Source organism: Psychrobacter sp. GTC18467 (genome assembly GCF_055397455.1).
The window spans coordinates 1231678-1250875 of the sequence record NZ_AP038920.1 but is presented as its reverse complement, the minus strand read 5'-3'; the positions used below and the strand labels follow the sequence as shown (position 1 = coordinate 1250875).

Annotated in this window: 14 protein-coding genes; 12 read left to right on the top strand and 2 right to left on the bottom strand. The window is 45.1% G+C overall.

The window, feature by feature from the left end:
* Nucleotides 1–155 precede the first annotated feature (155 nt).
* Nucleotides 156–1445: a replication-associated recombination protein A gene (locus ACZ5XY_RS05355; RefSeq protein ID WP_464743565.1), complete on the bottom strand. Its 1290-nt coding sequence runs from the start codon at nucleotides 1443–1445 to the stop codon at nucleotides 156–158.
* Nucleotides 1446–1577: 132 nt separating this feature from the next.
* Between ACZ5XY_RS05355 and ACZ5XY_RS05350 the strand changes: the two genes are divergently transcribed.
* Complete coding sequence (locus tag ACZ5XY_RS05350; RefSeq protein WP_464743563.1) at nucleotides 1578–2192, top strand: type IV secretion protein Rhs; 615 nt, start codon at nucleotides 1578–1580, stop codon at nucleotides 2190–2192.
* 52 nt (nucleotides 2193–2244) lie between these two features.
* Nucleotides 2245–3150, top strand: coding sequence for a hypothetical protein (locus ACZ5XY_RS05345; protein WP_464743562.1), 906 nt, complete (start codon nucleotides 2245–2247; stop codon nucleotides 3148–3150).
* A 91-nt stretch (nucleotides 3151–3241) separates the two neighbouring features.
* Here ACZ5XY_RS05345 and gltA read toward each other — a convergent pair whose 3' ends face one another.
* Complete coding sequence (gltA, locus tag ACZ5XY_RS05340) at nucleotides 3242–4522, bottom strand: citrate synthase (protein ID WP_464743560.1); 1281 nt, start codon at nucleotides 4520–4522, stop codon at nucleotides 3242–3244.
* A 1020-nt stretch (nucleotides 4523–5542) separates the two neighbouring features.
* On the opposite strand from gltA, the gene sdhC reads away from it, so the two are divergent.
* From sdhC to galE, 10 genes are all read left to right on the top strand, one after another.
* Nucleotides 5543–5932: a succinate dehydrogenase, cytochrome b556 subunit gene (sdhC, locus tag ACZ5XY_RS05335; RefSeq protein ID WP_464743558.1), complete on the top strand. Its 390-nt coding sequence runs from the start codon at nucleotides 5543–5545 to the stop codon at nucleotides 5930–5932.
* 20 nt (nucleotides 5933–5952) lie between these two features.
* Nucleotides 5953–6339 (top strand): succinate dehydrogenase, hydrophobic membrane anchor protein, encoded by a 387-nt coding sequence (gene sdhD / locus ACZ5XY_RS05330; RefSeq protein WP_464743774.1) that lies wholly within the window; start codon nucleotides 5953–5955, stop codon nucleotides 6337–6339.
* 74 nt (nucleotides 6340–6413) lie between these two features.
* Nucleotides 6414–8264 (top strand): succinate dehydrogenase flavoprotein subunit, encoded by a 1851-nt coding sequence (gene sdhA / locus ACZ5XY_RS05325; RefSeq protein ID WP_464743557.1) that lies wholly within the window; start codon nucleotides 6414–6416, stop codon nucleotides 8262–8264.
* Between the two features lie 118 nt (nucleotides 8265–8382).
* Nucleotides 8383–9093 carry a succinate dehydrogenase iron-sulfur subunit gene (locus ACZ5XY_RS05320; protein ID WP_464743555.1) on the top strand — a complete coding sequence of 237 codons (711 nt, stop codon included), beginning with the start codon at nucleotides 8383–8385 and terminating at the stop codon, nucleotides 9091–9093.
* An 800-nt stretch (nucleotides 9094–9893) separates the two neighbouring features.
* Nucleotides 9894–12731 carry a 2-oxoglutarate dehydrogenase E1 component gene (locus tag ACZ5XY_RS05315; protein WP_464743553.1) on the top strand — a complete coding sequence of 946 codons (2838 nt, stop codon included), beginning with the start codon at nucleotides 9894–9896 and terminating at the stop codon, nucleotides 12729–12731.
* A gap of 123 nt (nucleotides 12732–12854) precedes the next feature.
* Nucleotides 12855–14093, top strand: coding sequence for a 2-oxoglutarate dehydrogenase complex dihydrolipoyllysine-residue succinyltransferase (gene odhB, locus ACZ5XY_RS05310; RefSeq protein WP_464743551.1), 1239 nt, complete (start codon nucleotides 12855–12857; stop codon nucleotides 14091–14093).
* Nucleotides 14094–14237: 144 nt separating this feature from the next.
* A complete protein-coding gene (gene lpdA, locus ACZ5XY_RS05305; RefSeq protein ID WP_464743549.1) occupies nucleotides 14238–15689 on the top strand; it encodes a dihydrolipoyl dehydrogenase in 1452 nt (483 codons plus the stop codon).
* A 120-nt stretch (nucleotides 15690–15809) separates the two neighbouring features.
* Nucleotides 15810–16979 (top strand): ADP-forming succinate--CoA ligase subunit beta, encoded by a 1170-nt coding sequence (gene sucC / locus ACZ5XY_RS05300; protein WP_464743547.1) that lies wholly within the window; start codon nucleotides 15810–15812, stop codon nucleotides 16977–16979.
* 105 nt (nucleotides 16980–17084) lie between these two features.
* Complete coding sequence (sucD, locus tag ACZ5XY_RS05295) at nucleotides 17085–17963, top strand: succinate--CoA ligase subunit alpha (RefSeq protein ID WP_464743545.1); 879 nt, start codon at nucleotides 17085–17087, stop codon at nucleotides 17961–17963.
* 164 nt (nucleotides 17964–18127) lie between these two features.
* Complete coding sequence (gene galE / locus ACZ5XY_RS05290) at nucleotides 18128–19177, top strand: UDP-glucose 4-epimerase GalE (protein ID WP_464743543.1); 1050 nt, start codon at nucleotides 18128–18130, stop codon at nucleotides 19175–19177.
* The last annotated feature ends 21 nt before the right edge of the window (nucleotides 19178–19198 follow it).

Below are 19198 nucleotides of genomic sequence, written 5' to 3'. Positions count from 1 at the left end.
AGTGTAACAAAATTGGCAAAAGAACCAAATTAAGCATTATTTATGGCATGAAGCAGTTCAATAAAATGCCATTTAATTGTAAATTAAAAATATAAAATGCAAAGTAAAAATTTAATTCAATTTCATAATAAAAGTATTTAATTTTAGCAAGGTTTTTAGTACTGCCGATTTTGGGCGGCTTGCTCATGAAGCCAAGCCAAATACTGCTTGCTGTGCTGCTCGCGCTGATTGTCGGCAAAATGATAAAAGGTTACCCCGCGCAAGGACTCCGGCAAATAGTCCTGCTTGGCAAAATGATGGGGAAAATCATGGGGGTAAATATAACCTTTACCAAAGCCTTGGTTTTTCATAAGTTTAGTCACCCCATTTCGCAGATGCAGCGGAACAGGGGACGCGTCTTTTTCAGCAAGTTTCATTGCCGCGTTAATCGCTTTATAAGTGCTGTTACTTTTGGCACTGGTCGCTAAATAAACCACCACTTGCCCTAAAATAATGCGCGCCTCAGGCATACCAATGGCTTGAACGCTGCGAAGGGCGGTATCGGCTAACAGCAGCGCGTTTGGGTTGGCATTTCCAATGTCTTCACTGGCTAAAATGACCAAGCGCCGCGCGATAAATTCCGGCGGCTCACCGGCAACAAGCATCCGCGCCATCCAATAGAGCGCCGCATCAGGGTCTGAGCCGCGAACTGATTTTATCATTGCTGAAATGATATCATAATGCTGGTCGCCGTTTTTGTCATAGCGGCGAAGCGCCGACTGCGCCACTTGGCTGATTGCCTTATCATCGATAACAATTGGCGCGCTTAGGTCGGCAGATTGAACCGCCATTTCCAGTAAATTGAGCGCTTTTCTGGCATCGCCATTTGCCAAATCGCTAATTGATTCATAGTTAGCAATGCTAATATCAAGATGACTTAGCACCGAATCAGTGCTTAACGCGCGGTCTAAAACGGCTTTGATTTGGCTGTTATTTAACGGCTCAAGCTTATAAACCTGACAGCGCGACAGCAGTGCATTATTGACGCTGAACGAGGGATTTTCGGTTGTTGCGCCAATTAAGGTGATGTCACCGGCTTCCACCGCACCAAGCAGCGCATCTTGCTGAGCTTTATTAAACCTGTGAATTTCATCGATAAATACCACAGGTGCGGCAAAATTTAAGCCATCACTTTCAAGAACTTCACGAAGTTGTTTGACGCCGGTATTGAGCGCCGATAACGCATGAAACGGTCGCCCTACCGCGTCCGCCAGTAGCATGGCAATGGTCGTTTTGCCGATTCCGGCATCGCCATACAGTATTAAAGACGGCAAATATTGCCGCTCAACCAAAGCTCGAAGCGGCGCACCATGGCTCAGCAAATGCGTCTGACCGATGACCTCATCAAGGCTTTTTGGGCGCAATCGCTGCGCAAGCGGAACTGTTGCAGAATGTTGAGTTGCCATCATTTTGACCTTATTGCTGACCCTGCCCAAATCTTGCTCAAGCGTACATCAAAGGTTGAACGCACTTTTAATTTAACCGTTAAGCCTTATTAACATTGGGTGATAGTTAGGCTGATTGCTTAAGATTGATTCATGGGGGCACATTGCCTCGACCACAAGGGCGCGATAAAAGGTAGCTTTTCGCCAATGAGTGTTGATAATTTACGTAAAAACGGTTGTTACCGCCGCTTTAGCTTGCGGCTTTGCTCGTTAAGCCGCAAGCCAAAGCAGTCAAGAGCGCTAACGGTTGGTGAAAAACAGCTTGCTATCTCGGTATTTGGTGACAGCTTAAACTTAGAGGGCATCCAAATCAAAACCGCGTGGTGGGTGCTCAAAAACTACGCGGTCAGCCCAAACGGCAATATTTATTTTCATCCTAAAGACTACTTAGCTGATTTTAGTTCGACAAGCCTTAACTACCAAAGCTGGCTGATTCATGAATTGACCCACGTTTGGCAATTGCAGCACGGCTTAAAGGTCGTTCGCGGCGCGCTTCTCAATCGCCGTTATCAGTATGAGCTGATTAAAGGCAAGCCGTTTTTTAGCTACGGCATTGAGCAACAAGCGCGAATGGTTCAAGATTATTTTGTGCAAAGGCAGCGCGGTCAAGATTGCCAAGCGCTGAGCGCTTTTATTCCGTTTTTAAAAGATGCGAATTTAAACCGCTCTGATGTAAATAAGCCCGATTCAAAAACTAGAGACGCTTAACGGTTGCCAATAACCGCAATTTTCCATTAATAAGTGATGCTTTATTACCACTATGATTGCAAAAAAAATGACAGCGCCAACGCCAATTTTACTGACTTCCCTACTTAGCGCCATGCTGATGCTTGGGGCGTGTCAGCCAAAAGACGCTCAAAACGCCAATAACCAAGCTGCTGAAAAATCGCTTAAAAAAGCAGCGGATTTGCCCGCAAAGCCAAGCGACTCAGCTGCCGCGCAAATTGCCAAATATCAGCCCATATTTGTGGTTGAGATGCAAAATTTGCAGCGCAGGCTACAAGCAGAGTTTGAATCGCTAGAAGCTGCCGATTCGGCGGAAGATTTAGGATTGTTAACGCCAACCGAGTCAAGCAATGAAGCAGATAACATAGTATCAAACGCTGCCACAAACCTAAGTGCTGAAAATGCCGCTGACCCAAAACCGGATGATGCTCAAGCTAAAAATGATAAAGCCGCTGATGATAAAACTTCTACGGGAACCAATATAGAAACCAACATCAGCACCGAAGTTGGCGAGCGTGATTTAGAAGTATTAAAGCGCGTCACATTAGCGCCAAAAGCGCCCAAGCTTCTGCCCGAAGATGAGCTGATTGCGCGCTATCAAGAGGCAATGAGCGCGCTTTATGAGCCAGAATCCAAAGCCTTGAGCGCCGAGCAAATCGACACCTTACTTAATATCGCTGCAATCATTCCGCAAGTCTTTGACAATCTTGAGATTGCCGAGCGCTTAACCTTAAAAAGCCCTGCCCTTGGTCGCTTGATTGTTCAATCGCAAGTTAGCCTGCAGATTGAAGCCCAACAAGCCGCTGATATTGAGAATATGAAAGCAGAGCAACAACAAGAGTTTGACGAGCTTGTCAGCAAATTTGATGAAACCATCCAAGGTTATGATAAGCAAATTGCCAATTATGAAAAAATGCTGAACGAGCTTAAAAAGAACTAGTTTGGCAATTAACCCCAGCAAAAAGCATCATCGGCAAAAAATCCTGCGCTAAGGCAGGATTTTTTTATGATTGATAACTCAATTTGCAAGCTTATTTGCGGTCGTCAATCGCCACAAAATCACGCTCAGTTTCACCGGTGTAAAGCTGACGCGGACGACCGATTTTAAACGGTTCGCTGTGCATCTCAAGCCAGTGGCTGATCCAACCTGACGTTCGCGCCAGTGAGAAAATCACCGTGAACATTGACGTTGGGATACCGATGGCTTTTAAAATGATGCCAGAGTAGAAGTCCACGTTAGGATACAAGTTACGCTCAACGAAGTACGGGTCTTCAAGGGCAATTTGCTCAAGTTTCATCGCAAGCTCAAGTTTCGGGTCATTGATACCAAGGGCAGCAAGCACCTCATCACAAGATTTTTTAAGCACTTGCGCGCGCGGGTCAAAGTTTTTATAAACGCGGTGACCAAAGCCCATCAGCTTAACTTCGCGGCGTTTGACCTTTTCCATAAATTCAGGAACATTGTCCACCGAGCCGATTTCATCAAGCATCTCAAGCACCGCTTCGTTCGCACCGCCATGTGACGGTCCCCAAAGGGCGGCGATTCCGGCTGCAATACAAGCATAAGGGTTCGCGCCTGTTGATCCTGCCAAGCGAACGGTCGAGGTTGACGCGTTTTGCTCGTGGTCAGCGTGCAGGGTGAAAATTTTATCCATCGCATCGGCAAGAATTGGGTTAACTTTAAAATTTACGTCCGCAGGTGTGGCAAACATCATATATAAAAAGTTTTCGGCGTAGTTAAAGTCGTTTCGTGGGTACATGAACGGCTCGCCTTGCGAGTATTTATAACTCATCGCCGCAAGGGTTGGCATTTTGGCAACCAAACGGATCGCGGTGATTTCGCGGTGGCGCTCGTCATTAACATCAAAGCCTTCATGATAAAACGCAGACAATGCTCCGACCACACCGACCATAATTGCCATCGGGTGCGCGTCACGGCGGAAACCCTCAAAAAACTTCCGCAGTTGGTCATGGACGCCTGAGTGTTTGCGGACTTTTTCATAAAAGTCGTCTTTTTGCGCTTGATTTGGCAGATCGCCATGAATCAGCGCGTAAGCGACTTCTAAATACTCAGCTTTTCCAGCCAACTGGTCGATCGGATAGCCGCGGTATAACAGCTCGCCTTTGTTACCATCAATAAAGGTAATTTTTGACTCAACGGGAGCGGTCACCTTAAACCCAGGATCATAAGACCAATAGCCGGCATCTTGAAAGGCGTCAATGTCGATAACAGGTCGACCAAGCGTGCCCTCAATAATAGGAAGTGGGTAGTCCTTACCATCTACAGTTAGTTTGGCGTTATTGTCTGCCATAATTTCCTCTCCGTTGGTTTTTGCTTATTAAAGTAAAAGTAGGTCTGATGATCACTTTTTGATCCGCAGTTACTCTTTTTATAATGTGACAGTTAAAACAAAGGGTCACATATCGTAAACTAATTCTTAACACTGTGGCTATCTTAACAGCAATTCATAGCATTTTGAAAAGAGTTTCTTGCTCAAAAGCCCTGAATTTCGATGGATTAAGGGCGATTTAACTTCTATTTTTGTATCAAAATATGTCTACTAATATTTTAAGTGCCAATTGTGTAAATTTTTATATCTTATGTAAAATTTATTATACCAATATAAATCGTATCTTTTTAATTATTATTTTAATAATATTTGGTTACTTAATTGCGTCAAAAATAGGGAGGACATAACGTCCAACTAAATGGTAAGCTTAAATTCCATTTCGTAGCGTGATGATGATTTTGGCTGAAATGTCGCTTAATTTTAAAAATAGCGAAAAATGCGACTAAGCTTATTATTTATCGCATAAATTTGTAATTGTGACGCTGACATTTTATAATTATTGCTATTGATTGCCTTAAAATTGCGCTATTAACTTGGTTTTGTAATGGCTGATAAATGATAACTTTTGGTTTTATTCATAAAAACCAAATTAATAAACTTAAGTTCACTAAATTGCTAAAAATAGTTAATATAAAGTTGTCTTTTGCAAGCTATTGAATACAAATAGTTTTGATTGAGGGGAGATAACTCCCAATTTGCAAAAAAATTTAATAATGATCATGAACTAATGATTAATAACTGAGGTTTGAGGACTTAATTAAAGCAACCGTTGGATGATTTTGGTGGTAGAGCCTGATTAAACGCTGCTTTGACGTTTGACTGATAAACCATAAGCAGCCGCTGAACCAAAAACCAGTGTTTATTTGTACTCATTGAGTCAGCTAGCTCTTCCTTACTTTATTCGTCTTCTTTGGAACTCAGTGTATCGGGCAAACGGTAGCCGGATCATAAGTTGCCAACGAAGTGTAACCACAAAAAAGGATGCCCGCTGTGAAAAGCAACCGACCTATTAATTTGCCGCTGAGTCAAGTGATTAGCGTCAACGTAAAATCACCCATTGCGATTGCCTCAATTTTGCATCGCATCTCCGGTGTTATTTTATTTTTACTCATCCCCGTTCTGCTGTGGTTATTGCAGACTTCGCTTAGTTCTCCTGAAAGCTTTGAGGCTCTGTTTGACAATGTGCTGCTACGTTTTGTCGTTTGGATTTTTGTGGCGGCAACCGCGTTTCACTTTGTGATGGGGGTGAAGCATTTAATTGCCGATATGGGAATGATCGAGGAGCTCAAATCAGGTCGCTTGGCGGCGACGGTCAGCTTTATCATTGCGGCGATTTTGATTGTCGCGTCATTTGTATGGGTGATGTTCTAATGATTAAAAATGATTCAGGCATAAAAAGTGCCACAGGACTTACCGGTTCAGGGTCGCGTGATTGGGTGGTTCAGCGCATCAGTGCGGTGATATTGGCGGTTTACAGCGTGGTGTTGGTGGGCTTTTTTTTAACGCACAGCAATGTTGATTTTGTGCAGTGGTCAGCGTTTATGACCAGCCTACCCATGAAGCTGTTGAGCTTATTAGCCATTATTGCCTTAGCAGGTCACGCTTGGGTGGGGATGTGGACGGTATTTACGGACTATATTACGTTAAACCAAGTGGGATCAAAGGCGGCGGGGATTCGCTTAGTGCTGCAAGCGTTAATGATTATCGCCATTTTGGTTTTTGTATTTTGGGGCATCATGATTTTTTGGGGTAACGGCTTTGGTGTCGTTGCGGTGTAACGCTTGCTTTATCAACCAAATTCGCTTGATGAGGATAAACTTCCCAAGCTTGACTAGGTATTAGGACAATCATAATGGCAACGAGACAAGATAACACCATTAGTAATATCAAAACCTTAAGTTACGATGCGGTCATTGTTGGTGGCGGTGGTTCTGGCATGCGCGCCTCCCTACAATTGGCTGATGCTGGAATGAAAGTGGCGGTTCTCACCAAAGTTTTCCCAACGCGCTCGCATACGGTTGCCGCTCAAGGCGGGATTGGGGCAAGCCTTGGCAACATGAGCAATGACAATTGGCATTTTCACTTTTATGACACGGTAAAAGGTTCTGACTGGCTTGGCGACCAAGACGCGATTGAATATATGTGCCGAGAAGCGCCCAAAGTCGTTTATGAGCTTGAACACATGGGGATGCCGTTTGACCGCAACGAAGATGGCACGATTTATCAGCGTCCCTTTGGCGGTCACACCTCAAACTACGGCGAAAAAGCGGTTCAGCGTGCCTGCGCCGCTGCCGACAGAACGGGTCACGCGCTCCTGCATACCCTTTATCAAAAAAACCTTGAAAAAGGCACCGAGTTTTTTATCGAGTGGATTGCCCTTGATTTGATTAAAGATGAAGACGGCAATATTAACGGCGTGATTGCCATTGAGCAAGAAACCGGAACGGTAGCGGTATTCCAATCGCCAACGACGATTTTGGCAACTGGCGGTGCAGGTCGTATTTTTGCTGCGTCAACCAACGCTTATATCAATACCGGTGACGGTATCGGCATGGCGGTTCGCGCCGGAATTCCGCTACAGGATATGGAATTTTGGCAATTTCACCCAACGGGCGTAGCGGGTGCCGGCGTGCTGTTGACCGAAGGTTGCCGCGGTGAAGGGGCGATCCTTCGCAACAAAGACGGCGAGGCGTTTATGGAGCGTTACGCGCCGACGGTAAAAGACTTAGCGCCGCGTGATTTGGTGTCGCGCTCGATGGACCAAGAGATCAAGGAAGGTCGCGGCTGTGGTCCTAAAGGTGACTACATCGTTATGGACATGACCCATTTGGGTGTCGATACCATCATGAAGCGTTTGCCTTCGGTGTTTGAAATTGGTAAAAACTTTGCCAACATCGACATCACCAAAGAGCCGATTCCGGTCATTCCAACCATTCATTATATGATGGGCGGCATTCCGACCAACATTCACGGTCAAGTCACGGTTCCTGATTTGGAAGCTGGCACGGATGACGAGGGGCTTTATACCCAAGGTAAAATCGTTAAAGGGCTTTATGCCATTGGCGAGTGTGCTTGCGTGAGCGTTCACGGCGCAAACCGCTTAGGAACCAACTCGTTACTTGACTTGATTGTTTTTGGTCGCGCCGCCGGTCAGCACATCGTTGATGAATACCACCAAACCGATCACACCTATAAGCCGCTTGATATTCACGTTCTTGATTTTACCGTCAATCGCTTGAACAAATTGCAGCAATCGACCGAAGGGTTTAAGGCTCAAGACGTGGCGGACGAAATCCGCGCCATTATGCAAAAACATGCCAGCGTGTTTCGAACTCAAGAGCTGATGGATGAAGGCGTCGAGCGAATCTTAGCTTTAAAAGACAAGATTGATAACATTCATCTTGAGGACAAATCGCAAGTGTTTAACACCGCTCGCATTGAAGCCCTTGAAGTTGCTAACCTTTATGAAGTGGCAAAAGCGACCATGATTTCAGCAGCTCACCGTCACGAAAGTCGCGGCGCTCATAGCGTTCTTGATTATGACCGCCCTGAAGATGACGATTACGCGCCAAACGGTCGCAACGATCACGAGTGGATGAAGCACACGCTTTGGTATTCTGAGGGCAATCGAATTATTTATAAGCCGGTTCGCAAAAGCCCCTTGACCGTTGATTATATTGAGCCAAAAGTTCGGGTTTATTAACCGAGCTTTGCCAAAACGACTATTTTTATTAAATTATTTAAGGTGATGGCTAGCAATACCGCCCGCAGTCACGACATTATCGCGGATTGCGCCTCACCGAAGTGTGGAGTTTAGCATCATGAGCCGAGGTACTCGCACCATTGAAATTTACCGCTACGATCCGGACAAGGATCAAGCGCCTTATATGCAAACGTATACGATTGAATTACTTGAATCGGATCGGATGCTGCTTGATGTGTTATTGCGACTTAAAAAGGGCGATGAAAGCCTCACTTTTCGTCGCTCGTGCCGCGAGGGCATTTGTGGTTCTGACGGCATGAACATTAATGGCAAAAATGGGCTGGCGTGTTTAATTAACATGAACACCTTGCCTGAAAAAATTGTCATTCGACCGCTGCCGGGGCTTCCTGTTGTTCGTGATTTGGTCGTCGATATGAACCAATTTTATGAGCAATACGAAAAAATTCATCCGTACCTCATTAACGACCAACCGGCGCCGCCAACTGAGCGCCTGCAATCGCCTGAACAGCGTGAAAAATTAAATGGTCTTTATGAGTGTATTTTATGCGCTTGCTGTTCGACCAGTTGTCCTTCATTTTGGTGGAACCCTGATAAGTTTTTAGGACCCTCCGCACTGCTTAACGCCTATCGCTTTGTGGCGGACAGCCGTGACAATGACACCCAAGCTCGCCTTGCAAGGCTTGACGATCCTTTTAGCCTATTTCGTTGCCGCGGTATCATGAACTGCGTTGCGGTTTGCCCCAAAGGTCTTAATCCTACCCAAGCCATCGGTCATTTAAGAAATATGCTCATTGATTTGGCAGGTTAAAGCGCTGATTTTAATAAGATTAATCAAATCGTCTCCATATTGAGGCGATTTTTTTTATAAAAAAGAAAAGTTTTTTGCATTTTTTACCCAAATCAAAATTTCTTTCTAAAAAAAGCAAGATAAGCCGTGCTATAATATCGCGGGGTTTTAAAAGCGCTAGAAGTTTTGGCGGCAAGTTTTTAAAATTAACAAGGTATGGCTCTTAAGAAATCGCGCAGATCAAAGCCACAATTTTGACTGGCGCTCAGGTAATCTAAGCCAACGCTTACTATAAGTCTTGCGCTTGTCTTACCCTGCTTAAAGAATTGGTATCTTAGGGTTGAAATTAAAAACTAGCTGACTAATAATACTTTTGACTAACTTTTATTATCAAGGGTGATTATTTTGATAATGGGTATTTATTATCTAAATAACTAGTATTGAACAAACAAACTATGTCAAGAAATTTAACCGTGATACCCTAGTTAGCAATGTACGTTTGGCACAACAACCGCATTTTTCGTCAAGGAATGACCTTTGCAGCTTTAAAATTAGGGCTATAAGTATGGATAGTTCTTCTTTTAATGGTACAAAGTAAAAGACATCAGAGTTGGTGAACGCTATGATATCGCTCGCTGCATTTGCAATCTTGCCTTTAATTGAGGCAATAAATATATGTTAGCGATCTATTTGCATGCCCGTTTGACCACGCCTTTTTGCCATTATCATTCCAGCTACCGCCTACATGCAACGCGCCAATCTTACTGTTGATCATAACGACGACCAACTCCATTCATTTATCTATCAAATAGACGGTTATTATGAATAGTATAACTAAAGATCCAGCCGCAGCCACAGAGCTTGCTGGTGATAACGCCTTATATATTGAGTCCCTTTACGAGCAATTTTTGAGCGATCCCGATAGTGTCGACGCTGATTGGCAGGAGTACTTTAAGCAGTATCAATCGCCAAACGATGCGCCGCACAATGCGATTAAAGACCAATTTTTGCTGTTAGCCCGCAATCAAACCGCCAACAAGCGCCCTGAAAGTGCCAGCACCTCTAGTGCGGATCCTAAGCAAATGGCGGTTCAGCAGCTGATCTCTGCGTATCGCCGCCGAGGTCACCGTAAAGCCCAACTTGATCCTTTAGAGTTGCACCCTCGCGCTGAAGTTGAGGATTTGACCCTTGCTTATCATGGCTTATCAGAAGCAGATTTAGATACCGTTTACCCAACCAATGATTTAAATATTGGCAAATCAGAAGCCACGCTTCGCGAAATCATTGAGATCATGGAGCGGGTTTATTGCCGTTATATTGGTATTGAATTCATGCATGTGAGCACCAGCACTGAAAAGCGTTGGATGGAAAAATACCTTGAATCAAACCATGGCTATATTAACTTTGATAAAGAAAAGCGATTATCAATCCTTGAGCGTTTAACCGCGGCTGAAGGTCTTGAAAAATACTTAGCGCGTAAATATACCGGCGTGAAGCGCTTTGGTCTTGAGGGCGGTGAAAGCTTCATCCCTATGGTGAATGAAATCATTCAGCGCGCTGGAGGCTACGGCACCAAAGAAATGCTGATTGGCATGGCGCACCGCGGTCGTTTAAACCTACTGGTCAACATTTTGGGCAAAAACCCTGCGGACTTGTTTGATGAATTTGATGGTAAAGTTCAGCCAGAAAAAGGCTCAGGTGACGTAAAATACCATAACGGTTATTCTTCAAACGTGATGACCCCAGGTGGTGAAGCGCACTTAGCCTTGGCCTTTAACCCATCGCACCTTGAGATTGTATCTCCGGTGCTAGAAGGTTCAGCGCGCGCACGTCAAGTTCGCCGTAATGATACAACGGGCAATTCTGTATTGCCAATCGTGGTTCACGGTGATGCCGCCTTTGCCGGTCAAGGCGTCGTTCAAGAAACTTTCCAAATGTCACAAACTCGTGCTTATACCACTGGTGGCACGGTTCATATTGTCATTAATAACCAAGTTGGTTTTACCACCAGCCGTCAAGAAGATGCGCGCTCAACCGAGTATTGTACTGACGTTGCTAAGATGGTTCATGCCCCCGTCCTTCATGTGAACGGCGATGATCCTGAGTCGGTTATTTTTGCTTCTCAGCTAGCCCTTGACTACCGTCACGAGTTTGGCAAAGACATCGTTATCGACTTGTTCTGCTACCGCCGTAACGGTCATAACGAAGCCGATGAGCCATCAGCCACTCAGCCATTGATGTATGCGGTGATCAAAAAACTACCGACCACTCGCACCATTTACGTGAAAAAATTGGTTGACGCAGGCGTTATTAGCAGCGAAGAAGCCACCAAACTTGAAGATGAATACCGCGAATCGCTTGATCGCGGCGAGTATGTGGTCAACTCATTAGTGCTAGAGCCAAACCCTGACTTGTATGTGAACTGGACGCCATATCTGGGTCATGAGCTTGAAGATGATTGGGACACCAGTATTGATATTGAAAAGCTGAAAGCTTTTGGCAGAAAAATGGCTGAAATCCCTGCTGATTTCAAGCTTCAGCGTCAAGTTCAAAAAGTGGTTGAGCAGCGTCTTGCCATGCAAACTGGCGAAGAGCCTTTGAACTGGGGCGCCGCTGAAACGTTAGCGTATGCCAGCTTAGTTGAAGATGATATTTTAGTTCGCATCACGGGTGAAGACGTGGGTCGTGGTACGTTCTCGCATCGCCATACGGAACTATTTAACATCAATGATGGTAGCATGTATGTGCCTTTAGCGCACATGAGTGAAAACCAAGCTCGCTTTGCCACTTATAACTCTTTGCTTTCAGAAGAAGCGGTATTAGCCTTTGAATATGGCTACGCCACCACCGTTCCTAATGCGTTAATTATTTGGGAAGCTCAGTTTGGTGACTTCGTAAACGGCGCTCAAGTGGTGATTGATCAGTTTATTGCCAGTGGTGAGACTAAGTGGCAGCGCGTTTGTGGTTTGACCATGCTGTTACCACACGGCTTTGAAGGTCAAGGTCCTGAGCACTCCTCAGCTCGCCTTGAGCGCTTCTTGCAGCTTTGTGCTGAAGACAACATGCAGGTCATTACCCCAACGACCCCTTCGCAAATCTTCCACGCCCTGCGTCGTCAAGCCATCCGACCAATCCGTAAGCCATTAATTGTGATGTCGCCAAAGAGCTTGCTGCGTCATAAGCTTGCTACCTCAACGCTTGAGGAGCTTGCAAATGGTAAATTTGAAACGGTATTGCCAGAACTTGATCAACTTGATAACAGCAAAGTGACCCGATTGGTACTTTGTGGTGGTAAAGTTTATTACGATTTACTTGAGCAGCGCCGCGCTCTTGGTCTTGATCATGTAGCGATTGTTCGAATTGAGCAGCTTTATCCGTTCCCAGAAGCGCGCCTCAATGAAGAGATCAGCAAGTACGACAATCTTGCAGAGATCGTTTGGACGCAAGAAGAGCCATTGAACCAAGGCGCTTGGTATTACTTAGCTCCTGAAATGTACCGTACGGTGATCGCGCATTCCTCAAGTGCAAAATTGCTTGAGCCCGTTGCTCGTCCTGCAAGTGCCGCTCCTGCAACAGGATCAAGCAAGATCCATATCGAGCAGCAGCAAGCCCTCGTTGCCGGTGGTCTTGGTATTGAAGTTGACCAATTAGCAAAATAAGTAAGTTAAATAATCAGGCGATGGTATGACCTTTGTATTTAGGCAATAATCAATTGCTTTAGGTCATGCCGCGTCATTAACGCTTTATACAAATAATCATTTCCAAATCTAAGGAGTATATCGATGGCTGAGATCAAAGCCCCCGTTTTTCCAGAATCTGTTGCTGATGGTACCATCGTTGAGTGGCACGTAAGCGAAGGTCAACAAGTTAATCGTGATGATTTGCTTGCTGAAATCGAAACTGACAAAGTTGTTCTTGAAGTTGTTGCCCCAGACAACGGCGTTGTTACCAAAATCGTCAAACAAGTTGACGATACCGTATTGTCTGACGAGTTGATTGCTGAATTTGAAGCGGGCGCTACGGCAAGTGAAAGTGCTCCTGCCGCTGAATCAAGCGAAGCTGCTGAAAAAGCCCCAGAGCAAGCAGGTTATGGCGATTTGCCAAACCGCCCAGCTGCGCCACACGTTGCAGAAAAAGATCACAAAGATCAAAGCCCAGCGGTCAGAAAAGCGGCTAAAGAATCTGGCGTTGATCCAAGCAACGTTGAAGGTTCAGGTCGCGGTGGTCGCGTCACTAAATCTGACATGGCAAACCCAACCTTGAAAACTGACAGCAACATCACGACCGATAGCGGTCGCCCTGTTGCTGAAGCCACTGGCGAGCGTAGCGAAAAACGTGTTCCAATGACCCGTCTTCGTAAGCGTGTTGCTGAGCGTTTATTGTCAGCGTCCCAAGATACTGCCATGCTCACCACGTTTAACGAAGTGAACATGAAGCCATTGATGGATCTTCGTGCCAAATACAAAGACCGCTTTGAAAAGCGTCACGGTGTTCGCCTTGGCTTTATGTCGTTGTTCGTAAAAGCAGCAACCGAAGCGCTTAAACGTTTCCCTGCGGTAAACGCCTCACTTGATGGCGATGACATCGTTTATCATGGCTACTATGACATCGGTGTTGCCGTATCTTCAGATCGTGGTCTTGTGGTTCCTATCCTTCGTGATACTGACCGCATGACTATGGCTGATGTTGAAGGCACGATTCGTCAGTTCGGCAAGCGCGCTCAAGAAGGCAAGCTTGGTATTGAAGACATGACCGGTGGTACATTTACCATTTCAAACGGCGGTGTTTTCGGCTCGCTCATGTCAACCCCAATTTTGAACCCACCTCAAACGGCAATCCTTGGTATGCATGCGATCAATGAGCGTCCAATGGCGGTTGATGGTAAGGTTGAAATTTTACCAATGATGTACTTAGCGCTGTCTTACGATCACCGTATGATCGATGGTAAAGAAGCCGTTCAGTTCTTAGTCACCATCAAAGAGCTTATCGAAGATCCAGCCATGCTATTGCTTGATCTATAATTTAAAAGGCTTGCATCGGAAGTGACTGATGCAAGCTTTTTAGCAAAGTGATTTTAATGTTGAGACAAATAACTTTGCAGGTGATTGCCCTATTGGCAATACTCCTTTAAAACAAGATTAAAAATTGAACCACGGAAGACGATTATGAAAGACAATTACGATCTCGTCGTTATTGGCGGCGGTCCTGGCGGCTATGAAGCAGCCATTCGCGGCGCTCAGCTTGGCATGAGTGTGGCTTGTATTGAAAAGCGTACTTATAAAGGTGAGCCAGCTTTAGGCGGAACTTGCTTAAACGTCGGTTGTATCCCATCAAAAGCCCTTCTTGACAGCTCGCACCGTTATGAAGCCACCAAGCATGAGCTTGGCGAGCACGGCATCAGCACCGGTGATGTAAGCATTGACATCAAGCAAATGATCGATCGTAAAGAAGGTATCGTTAAGCAGTTAACCGGCGGTGTGGCGGCGTTATTAAAAGGCAATAACGTTGACTGGCTTCAAGGCTGGGGAACACTCGTTGACGGTAAAGGTGCGGATAAACAAATCAAATTTACCGCGCTTAGTGACGATAGCGAAAGCACCATCACTGCTAAAAATGTGATTTTAGCGTCAGGATCAGTTCCTGTTGATATTCCCGTTGCCAAAACTGACGGCGAGCGTATCGTTGATTCAACCGGCGCTCTTGACTTTACGGAAACTCCTAAGCGCCTTGGCGTTATTGGTGCCGGTGTTATCGGACTTGAGCTTGGTTCAGTTTGGCGTCGCCTTGGCAGTGAAGTGATCATTTATGAAGCGCTTCCAAGCTTTTTAGCAGCCGCTGACAAAGACATTTCTAAAGAAGCAGCAAAACTGTTTAAAAAGCAAGGTCTTGATATTCGCGTTGATACCAAAGTGATTAAAGCCGAAGTTCAAGGTGATGAAGTTGTCGTTACCAGCGAAAACAAAGGCGAAACAAGCGAGGAGCGCTTTGATAAGCTGATCGTTTGTGTTGGTCGTCGCGCTTACGCTGAAAAACTTTTGGGTGAAGACAGCGGTATTAACTTAACTGAGCGCGGCTTGGTTGAAGTTGACGATCAGTGCAAAACCAACCTTGATGGCGTTTATGCCATTGGTGACTTGGTTCGCGGTCCAATGCTTGCTCACAAAGCCATGGAAGAAGGCATGATGGCGGTTGAGCGCATTCACGGCGAAAAAGCGCAAGTAAACTATGATACCATCATCAACGTCATTTACACGCATCCTGAAATTGCTTGGGTTGGTATGACTGAACAAGAAGCTACTGAAGCAGGCTTTGAAGTGAAAACGGGATCATTTAACTTGGCAGCTAACGGTCGCGCTTTGGCGCAAAGTGAAGCCCAAGGCTCAATCAAAGTGGTTGCTGATGCCAAAACTGACCGCTTACTTGGTATGCACGCCATTTCAGTCGGTGCAGGCGACATCGTTCATCAAGGTATGATTGCGATGGAATTTGTTTCTAGCATCGAAGATCTACAATTGATGACGTTTGCTCACCCCACCGTTTCAGAAGCCGTTCACGAAGCTGCACTTTCAGCGGACGGTCGTGCGATTCACGCCATTCAGCGTAAACGCCGTAAATAAATCAATCGTTTTAAATTGATGATGGCGCTTTTGATTGCAATCTCATCAAAAGTGCCCCTCAAAAGCTTGTGATGATCAAGCTTAGCATTTACTTTTATCAAAAAATAAAGGGTACAATCAATGAATTTACATGAGTATCAAGCAAAAGAGCTATTAAAAGGCTACGGACTGCCAATTCAAGAAGGCATCATTGCTCACAATGGCGAAGAAGCCGCTGAAGCATTTGACAAAACCCCAACCGACATCGCGGTTATCAAAGCTCAGGTTCACGCAGGGGGCCGTGGTAAAGCAGGTGGTGTAAAACTTGTTAAATCACGCGAAGAAGCTAAGCAAGTTGCTGAAGAATTGATCGGCAAAAACTTGGTGACTTACCAAACTGACGCCGCAGGTCAGCCTGTAAACTTTGTTCTTGTTGCTGAAGATATGTATCCAGTAAAAACAGAGCTTTACTTAGGTGCGGTTGTTGACCGTTCATCACGCCGAATCACTTTCATGGCATCAACTGAAGGCGGTGTTGAAATTGAAAAAGTTGCTGAAGAAACGCCTGAAAAAATCTTTAAAGTAAACGTTGATCCATTAGTAGGATTGATGCCGTTCCAAGCTCGTGAAGTTGCGTTCAAACTTGGCTTAGAAGGCAAGCAAATCAATCAGTTCGTAAAATTAATGACGGGTGCTTATCAAGCGTTTGTTGACAATGATTTTGCTTTATTTGAAATCAACCCACTCGCGGTTCGTGAAAATGGCGAAATCGTTTGTGTTGACGGCAAAATCGGCATCGACTCAAACGCCCTTTACCGCTTGCCAAAAATTGAAGCGCTTCGCGACAAGTCTCAAGAAAATGAGCGTGAGCTAAAAGCTTCTGAATTTGATCTTAACTACGTTGCTCTAGAAGGTAACATCGGCTGTATGGTAAACGGCGCCGGTCTTGCGATGGCAACCATGGACATCATCAAGCTTTACGGCGGCAAACCAGCTAACTTCCTTGACGTTGGCGGCGGCGCGACCAAAGAGCGCGTGGTTGAAGCGTTTAAAATCATTTTAGAAGACAGCAGCGTTGAAGGCGTGTTAATCAACATCTTTGGCGGTATCGTTCGCTGTGACATGATTGCAGAAGCCATCATCGAAGCGGTTAAAGAAGTGAACGTTCAAGTTCCTGTTGTTGTTCGCTTAGAAGGCAACAACGCTGAAAAAGGCGCCAAATTGCTTGAAGAGTCAGGATTGCAATTGATTTCAGCCCAAGGTCTATCAGACGCGGCACAAAAAATCGTTGACGCTGTTAAAAAAGCATAAGCCTCTTATTGTAAAGCCGGCAGTTTAAAAGCTTATTGATATTCAATAGCTATATAAAAAAGTTAAGCTGCCTGCTTTAGTAGACAACAGATTAAGGAAAACATAATGAGTGTATTAATTGATAAAGACACCAAAGTATTGGTTCAAGGTTTCACAGGTAAAAACGGCACGTTCCACTCAGAACAAGCCATTGAATACGGTACCAAAGTGGTTGGCGGCGTAACTCCAGGTAAAGGCGGTCAAACACATCTTGGTTTGCCAGTTTTTGACACCATGCAAGAAGCGATGGAAGCCACTCAAGCTGACGCTTCGGTCATCTACGTTCCAGCACCTTTCGTTCTTGATTCAATCATCGAAGCGGTTGACGCGGGCGTTAAATTGATCGTTGTGATCACTGAAGGCGTTCCTACCATCGATATGTTAAAAGCCAAGCGTTACATCGAAGAAGCAGGCGATGTGAAAATGGTTGGTCCGAACTGCCCAGGCGTGATCACACCAGGCGAATGTAAAATCGGTATCATGCCAGGTCACATCCATTTACCAGGAAAAGTGGGCATCATCTCACGCTCTGGTACTTTGACTTATGAAGCCGTTGCTCAAACTACTAAGCTTGGCTTTGGTCAGTCAACTTGTATCGGTATCGGTGGTGACCCAATCCCTGGCATGAACCAAATTGATGCGCTAAAACTGTTCCAAGACGATCCACAAACTGAAGCGATCATCTTGATCGGTGAAATCGGTGGCACCGCTGAAGAAGAAGCTGCAGCTTACATCAAAGACCACGTAACTAAGCCTGTAGTTGGTTACATCGCAGGGGTTACGGCTCCTGCTGGAAAGCGTATGGGTCATGCCGGCGCAATCATCTCAGGCGGTCAAGGTACTGCTGAAGATAAGTTCAAAGCCTTTGAAGATGCTGGCATCGCTTACACTCGCGACCCATCAAAAATCGGCGAAAAACTTAAAGAAGTGACTGGTTGGGAATAATTAATTACCAGTTTGGCAGATGGCTGATATAAAGGTTTGTGTTGATATGGCGCCGGCTTATTGTCGCTAACCTCAATCAGCAAACTGTTGACAACACAGTCATGTTGCTATAAACAAAAGACGCCTCTACAATAGGGGTGTCTTTTTTTATAATAACAATAATAATGATGACCCAAACTCCAAATTTTTCCCAAAAAATACTCGTTACCGGTGGCGCAGGCTATATTGGCTCGCATACTTGTATTGCCCTGCACCAGTCTGGCTATGAGTTGGTGATTTATGACAATTTATCCAACAGTCAAAGCGAAGCCATCAATCGCATCTCAAAATTAATTGAGCAGCCCATCACCTTTATCAAAGGCGATATTCGTGATGAGGTCGCTTTAAGACAATTGTTTAGCAAGTATGAGTTTCAGGCGGTGATTCATTTTGCTGGATTAAAAGCCGTTGGTGAATCCGTTGCTAAGCCACTTAAATATTATGACAATAACGTTGCTGGCACCGTAACGTTATTAAAAGTCATGAATGATTTTAACGTTAAAAATTTGGTGTTTTCTTCATCAGCTACGGTTTATGGCGACCCGCAAACGCTTCCTATTGATGAAACCGCGCCGCGATCGGGCAGCAATCCTTATGGTCAAAGTAAGCTGATGGTTGAGCATATTTTGGAAGATTTGGCAGTTTCTGATCATGCTTGGAACCTGATTTCACTGCGATATTTTAATCCCGTTGGGGCGCACCAGTCAGGGCAAATTGGTGAAAATCCTAATGGCATTCCTAACAACTTGATGCCATTTATTTCACAAGTCGCCGTTGGTAAATTGGCAAAGCTGAGTATTTTTGGCGGCGATTATGAGACCATCGATGGTACAGGGGTTCGCGATTTTATTCATGTGACCGATCTTGCCGAAGGTCACGTAGCCGCGCTTGACTATTTAAATAAGCAATCATCAGCTCTAGGATTTGTTCCCATTAATTTGGGGACAGGAACAGGAACCTCAGTATTAGAGTTGGTTACCGCTTTTGCCAAAACCACTGGAAAAGATATTCCTTATACCATTGTTGATAGGCGAGCGGGTGATATAGCCAGCTGCTTTGCCAGCTGCGATAAAGCTCAACGTTTGCTTGGTTGGCAGGCAAAGCTTGGTATTGAGCAGATGTGCACAGATACTTGGCGTTGGCAAGAAGCCAATCCGCAAGGCTATACTTCGTAATAAATTTTTCATAACTAAATA

Excerpts from the sequence above, each read along its gene's own strand:
- ACZ5XY_RS05315 (WP_464743553.1), top strand. The coding sequence starts at position 9,894 with ATGAATAGTATAACTAAAGATCCAGCCGCAGCCACAGAGCTTGCTGGT.
- sucC (WP_464743547.1), top strand. The coding sequence starts at position 15,810 with ATGAATTTACATGAGTATCAAGCAAAAGAGCTATTAAAAGGCTACGGA.
- galE (WP_464743543.1), top strand. The coding sequence starts at position 18,128 with ATGATGACCCAAACTCCAAATTTTTCCCAAAAAATACTCGTTACCGGT.
- sdhC (WP_464743558.1), top strand. The coding sequence starts at position 5,543 with ATGCCCGCTGTGAAAAGCAACCGACCTATTAATTTGCCGCTGAGTCAA.
- ACZ5XY_RS05345 (WP_464743562.1), top strand. The coding sequence starts at position 2,245 with ATGATTGCAAAAAAAATGACAGCGCCAACGCCAATTTTACTGACTTCC.
- ACZ5XY_RS05320 (WP_464743555.1), top strand. The coding sequence starts at position 8,383 with ATGAGCCGAGGTACTCGCACCATTGAAATTTACCGCTACGATCCGGAC.
- ACZ5XY_RS05350 (WP_464743563.1), top strand. The coding sequence starts at position 1,578 with ATGGGGGCACATTGCCTCGACCACAAGGGCGCGATAAAAGGTAGCTTT.
- gltA (WP_464743560.1), bottom strand. The coding sequence starts at position 4,522 with ATGGCAGACAATAACGCCAAACTAACTGTAGATGGTAAGGACTACCCA.
- ACZ5XY_RS05355 (WP_464743565.1), bottom strand. The coding sequence starts at position 1,445 with ATGGCAACTCAACATTCTGCAACAGTTCCGCTTGCGCAGCGATTGCGC.
- sucD (WP_464743545.1), top strand. The coding sequence starts at position 17,085 with ATGAGTGTATTAATTGATAAAGACACCAAAGTATTGGTTCAAGGTTTC.
- odhB (WP_464743551.1), top strand. The coding sequence starts at position 12,855 with ATGGCTGAGATCAAAGCCCCCGTTTTTCCAGAATCTGTTGCTGATGGT.
- lpdA (WP_464743549.1), top strand. The coding sequence starts at position 14,238 with ATGAAAGACAATTACGATCTCGTCGTTATTGGCGGCGGTCCTGGCGGC.
- sdhA (WP_464743557.1), top strand. The coding sequence starts at position 6,414 with ATGGCAACGAGACAAGATAACACCATTAGTAATATCAAAACCTTAAGT.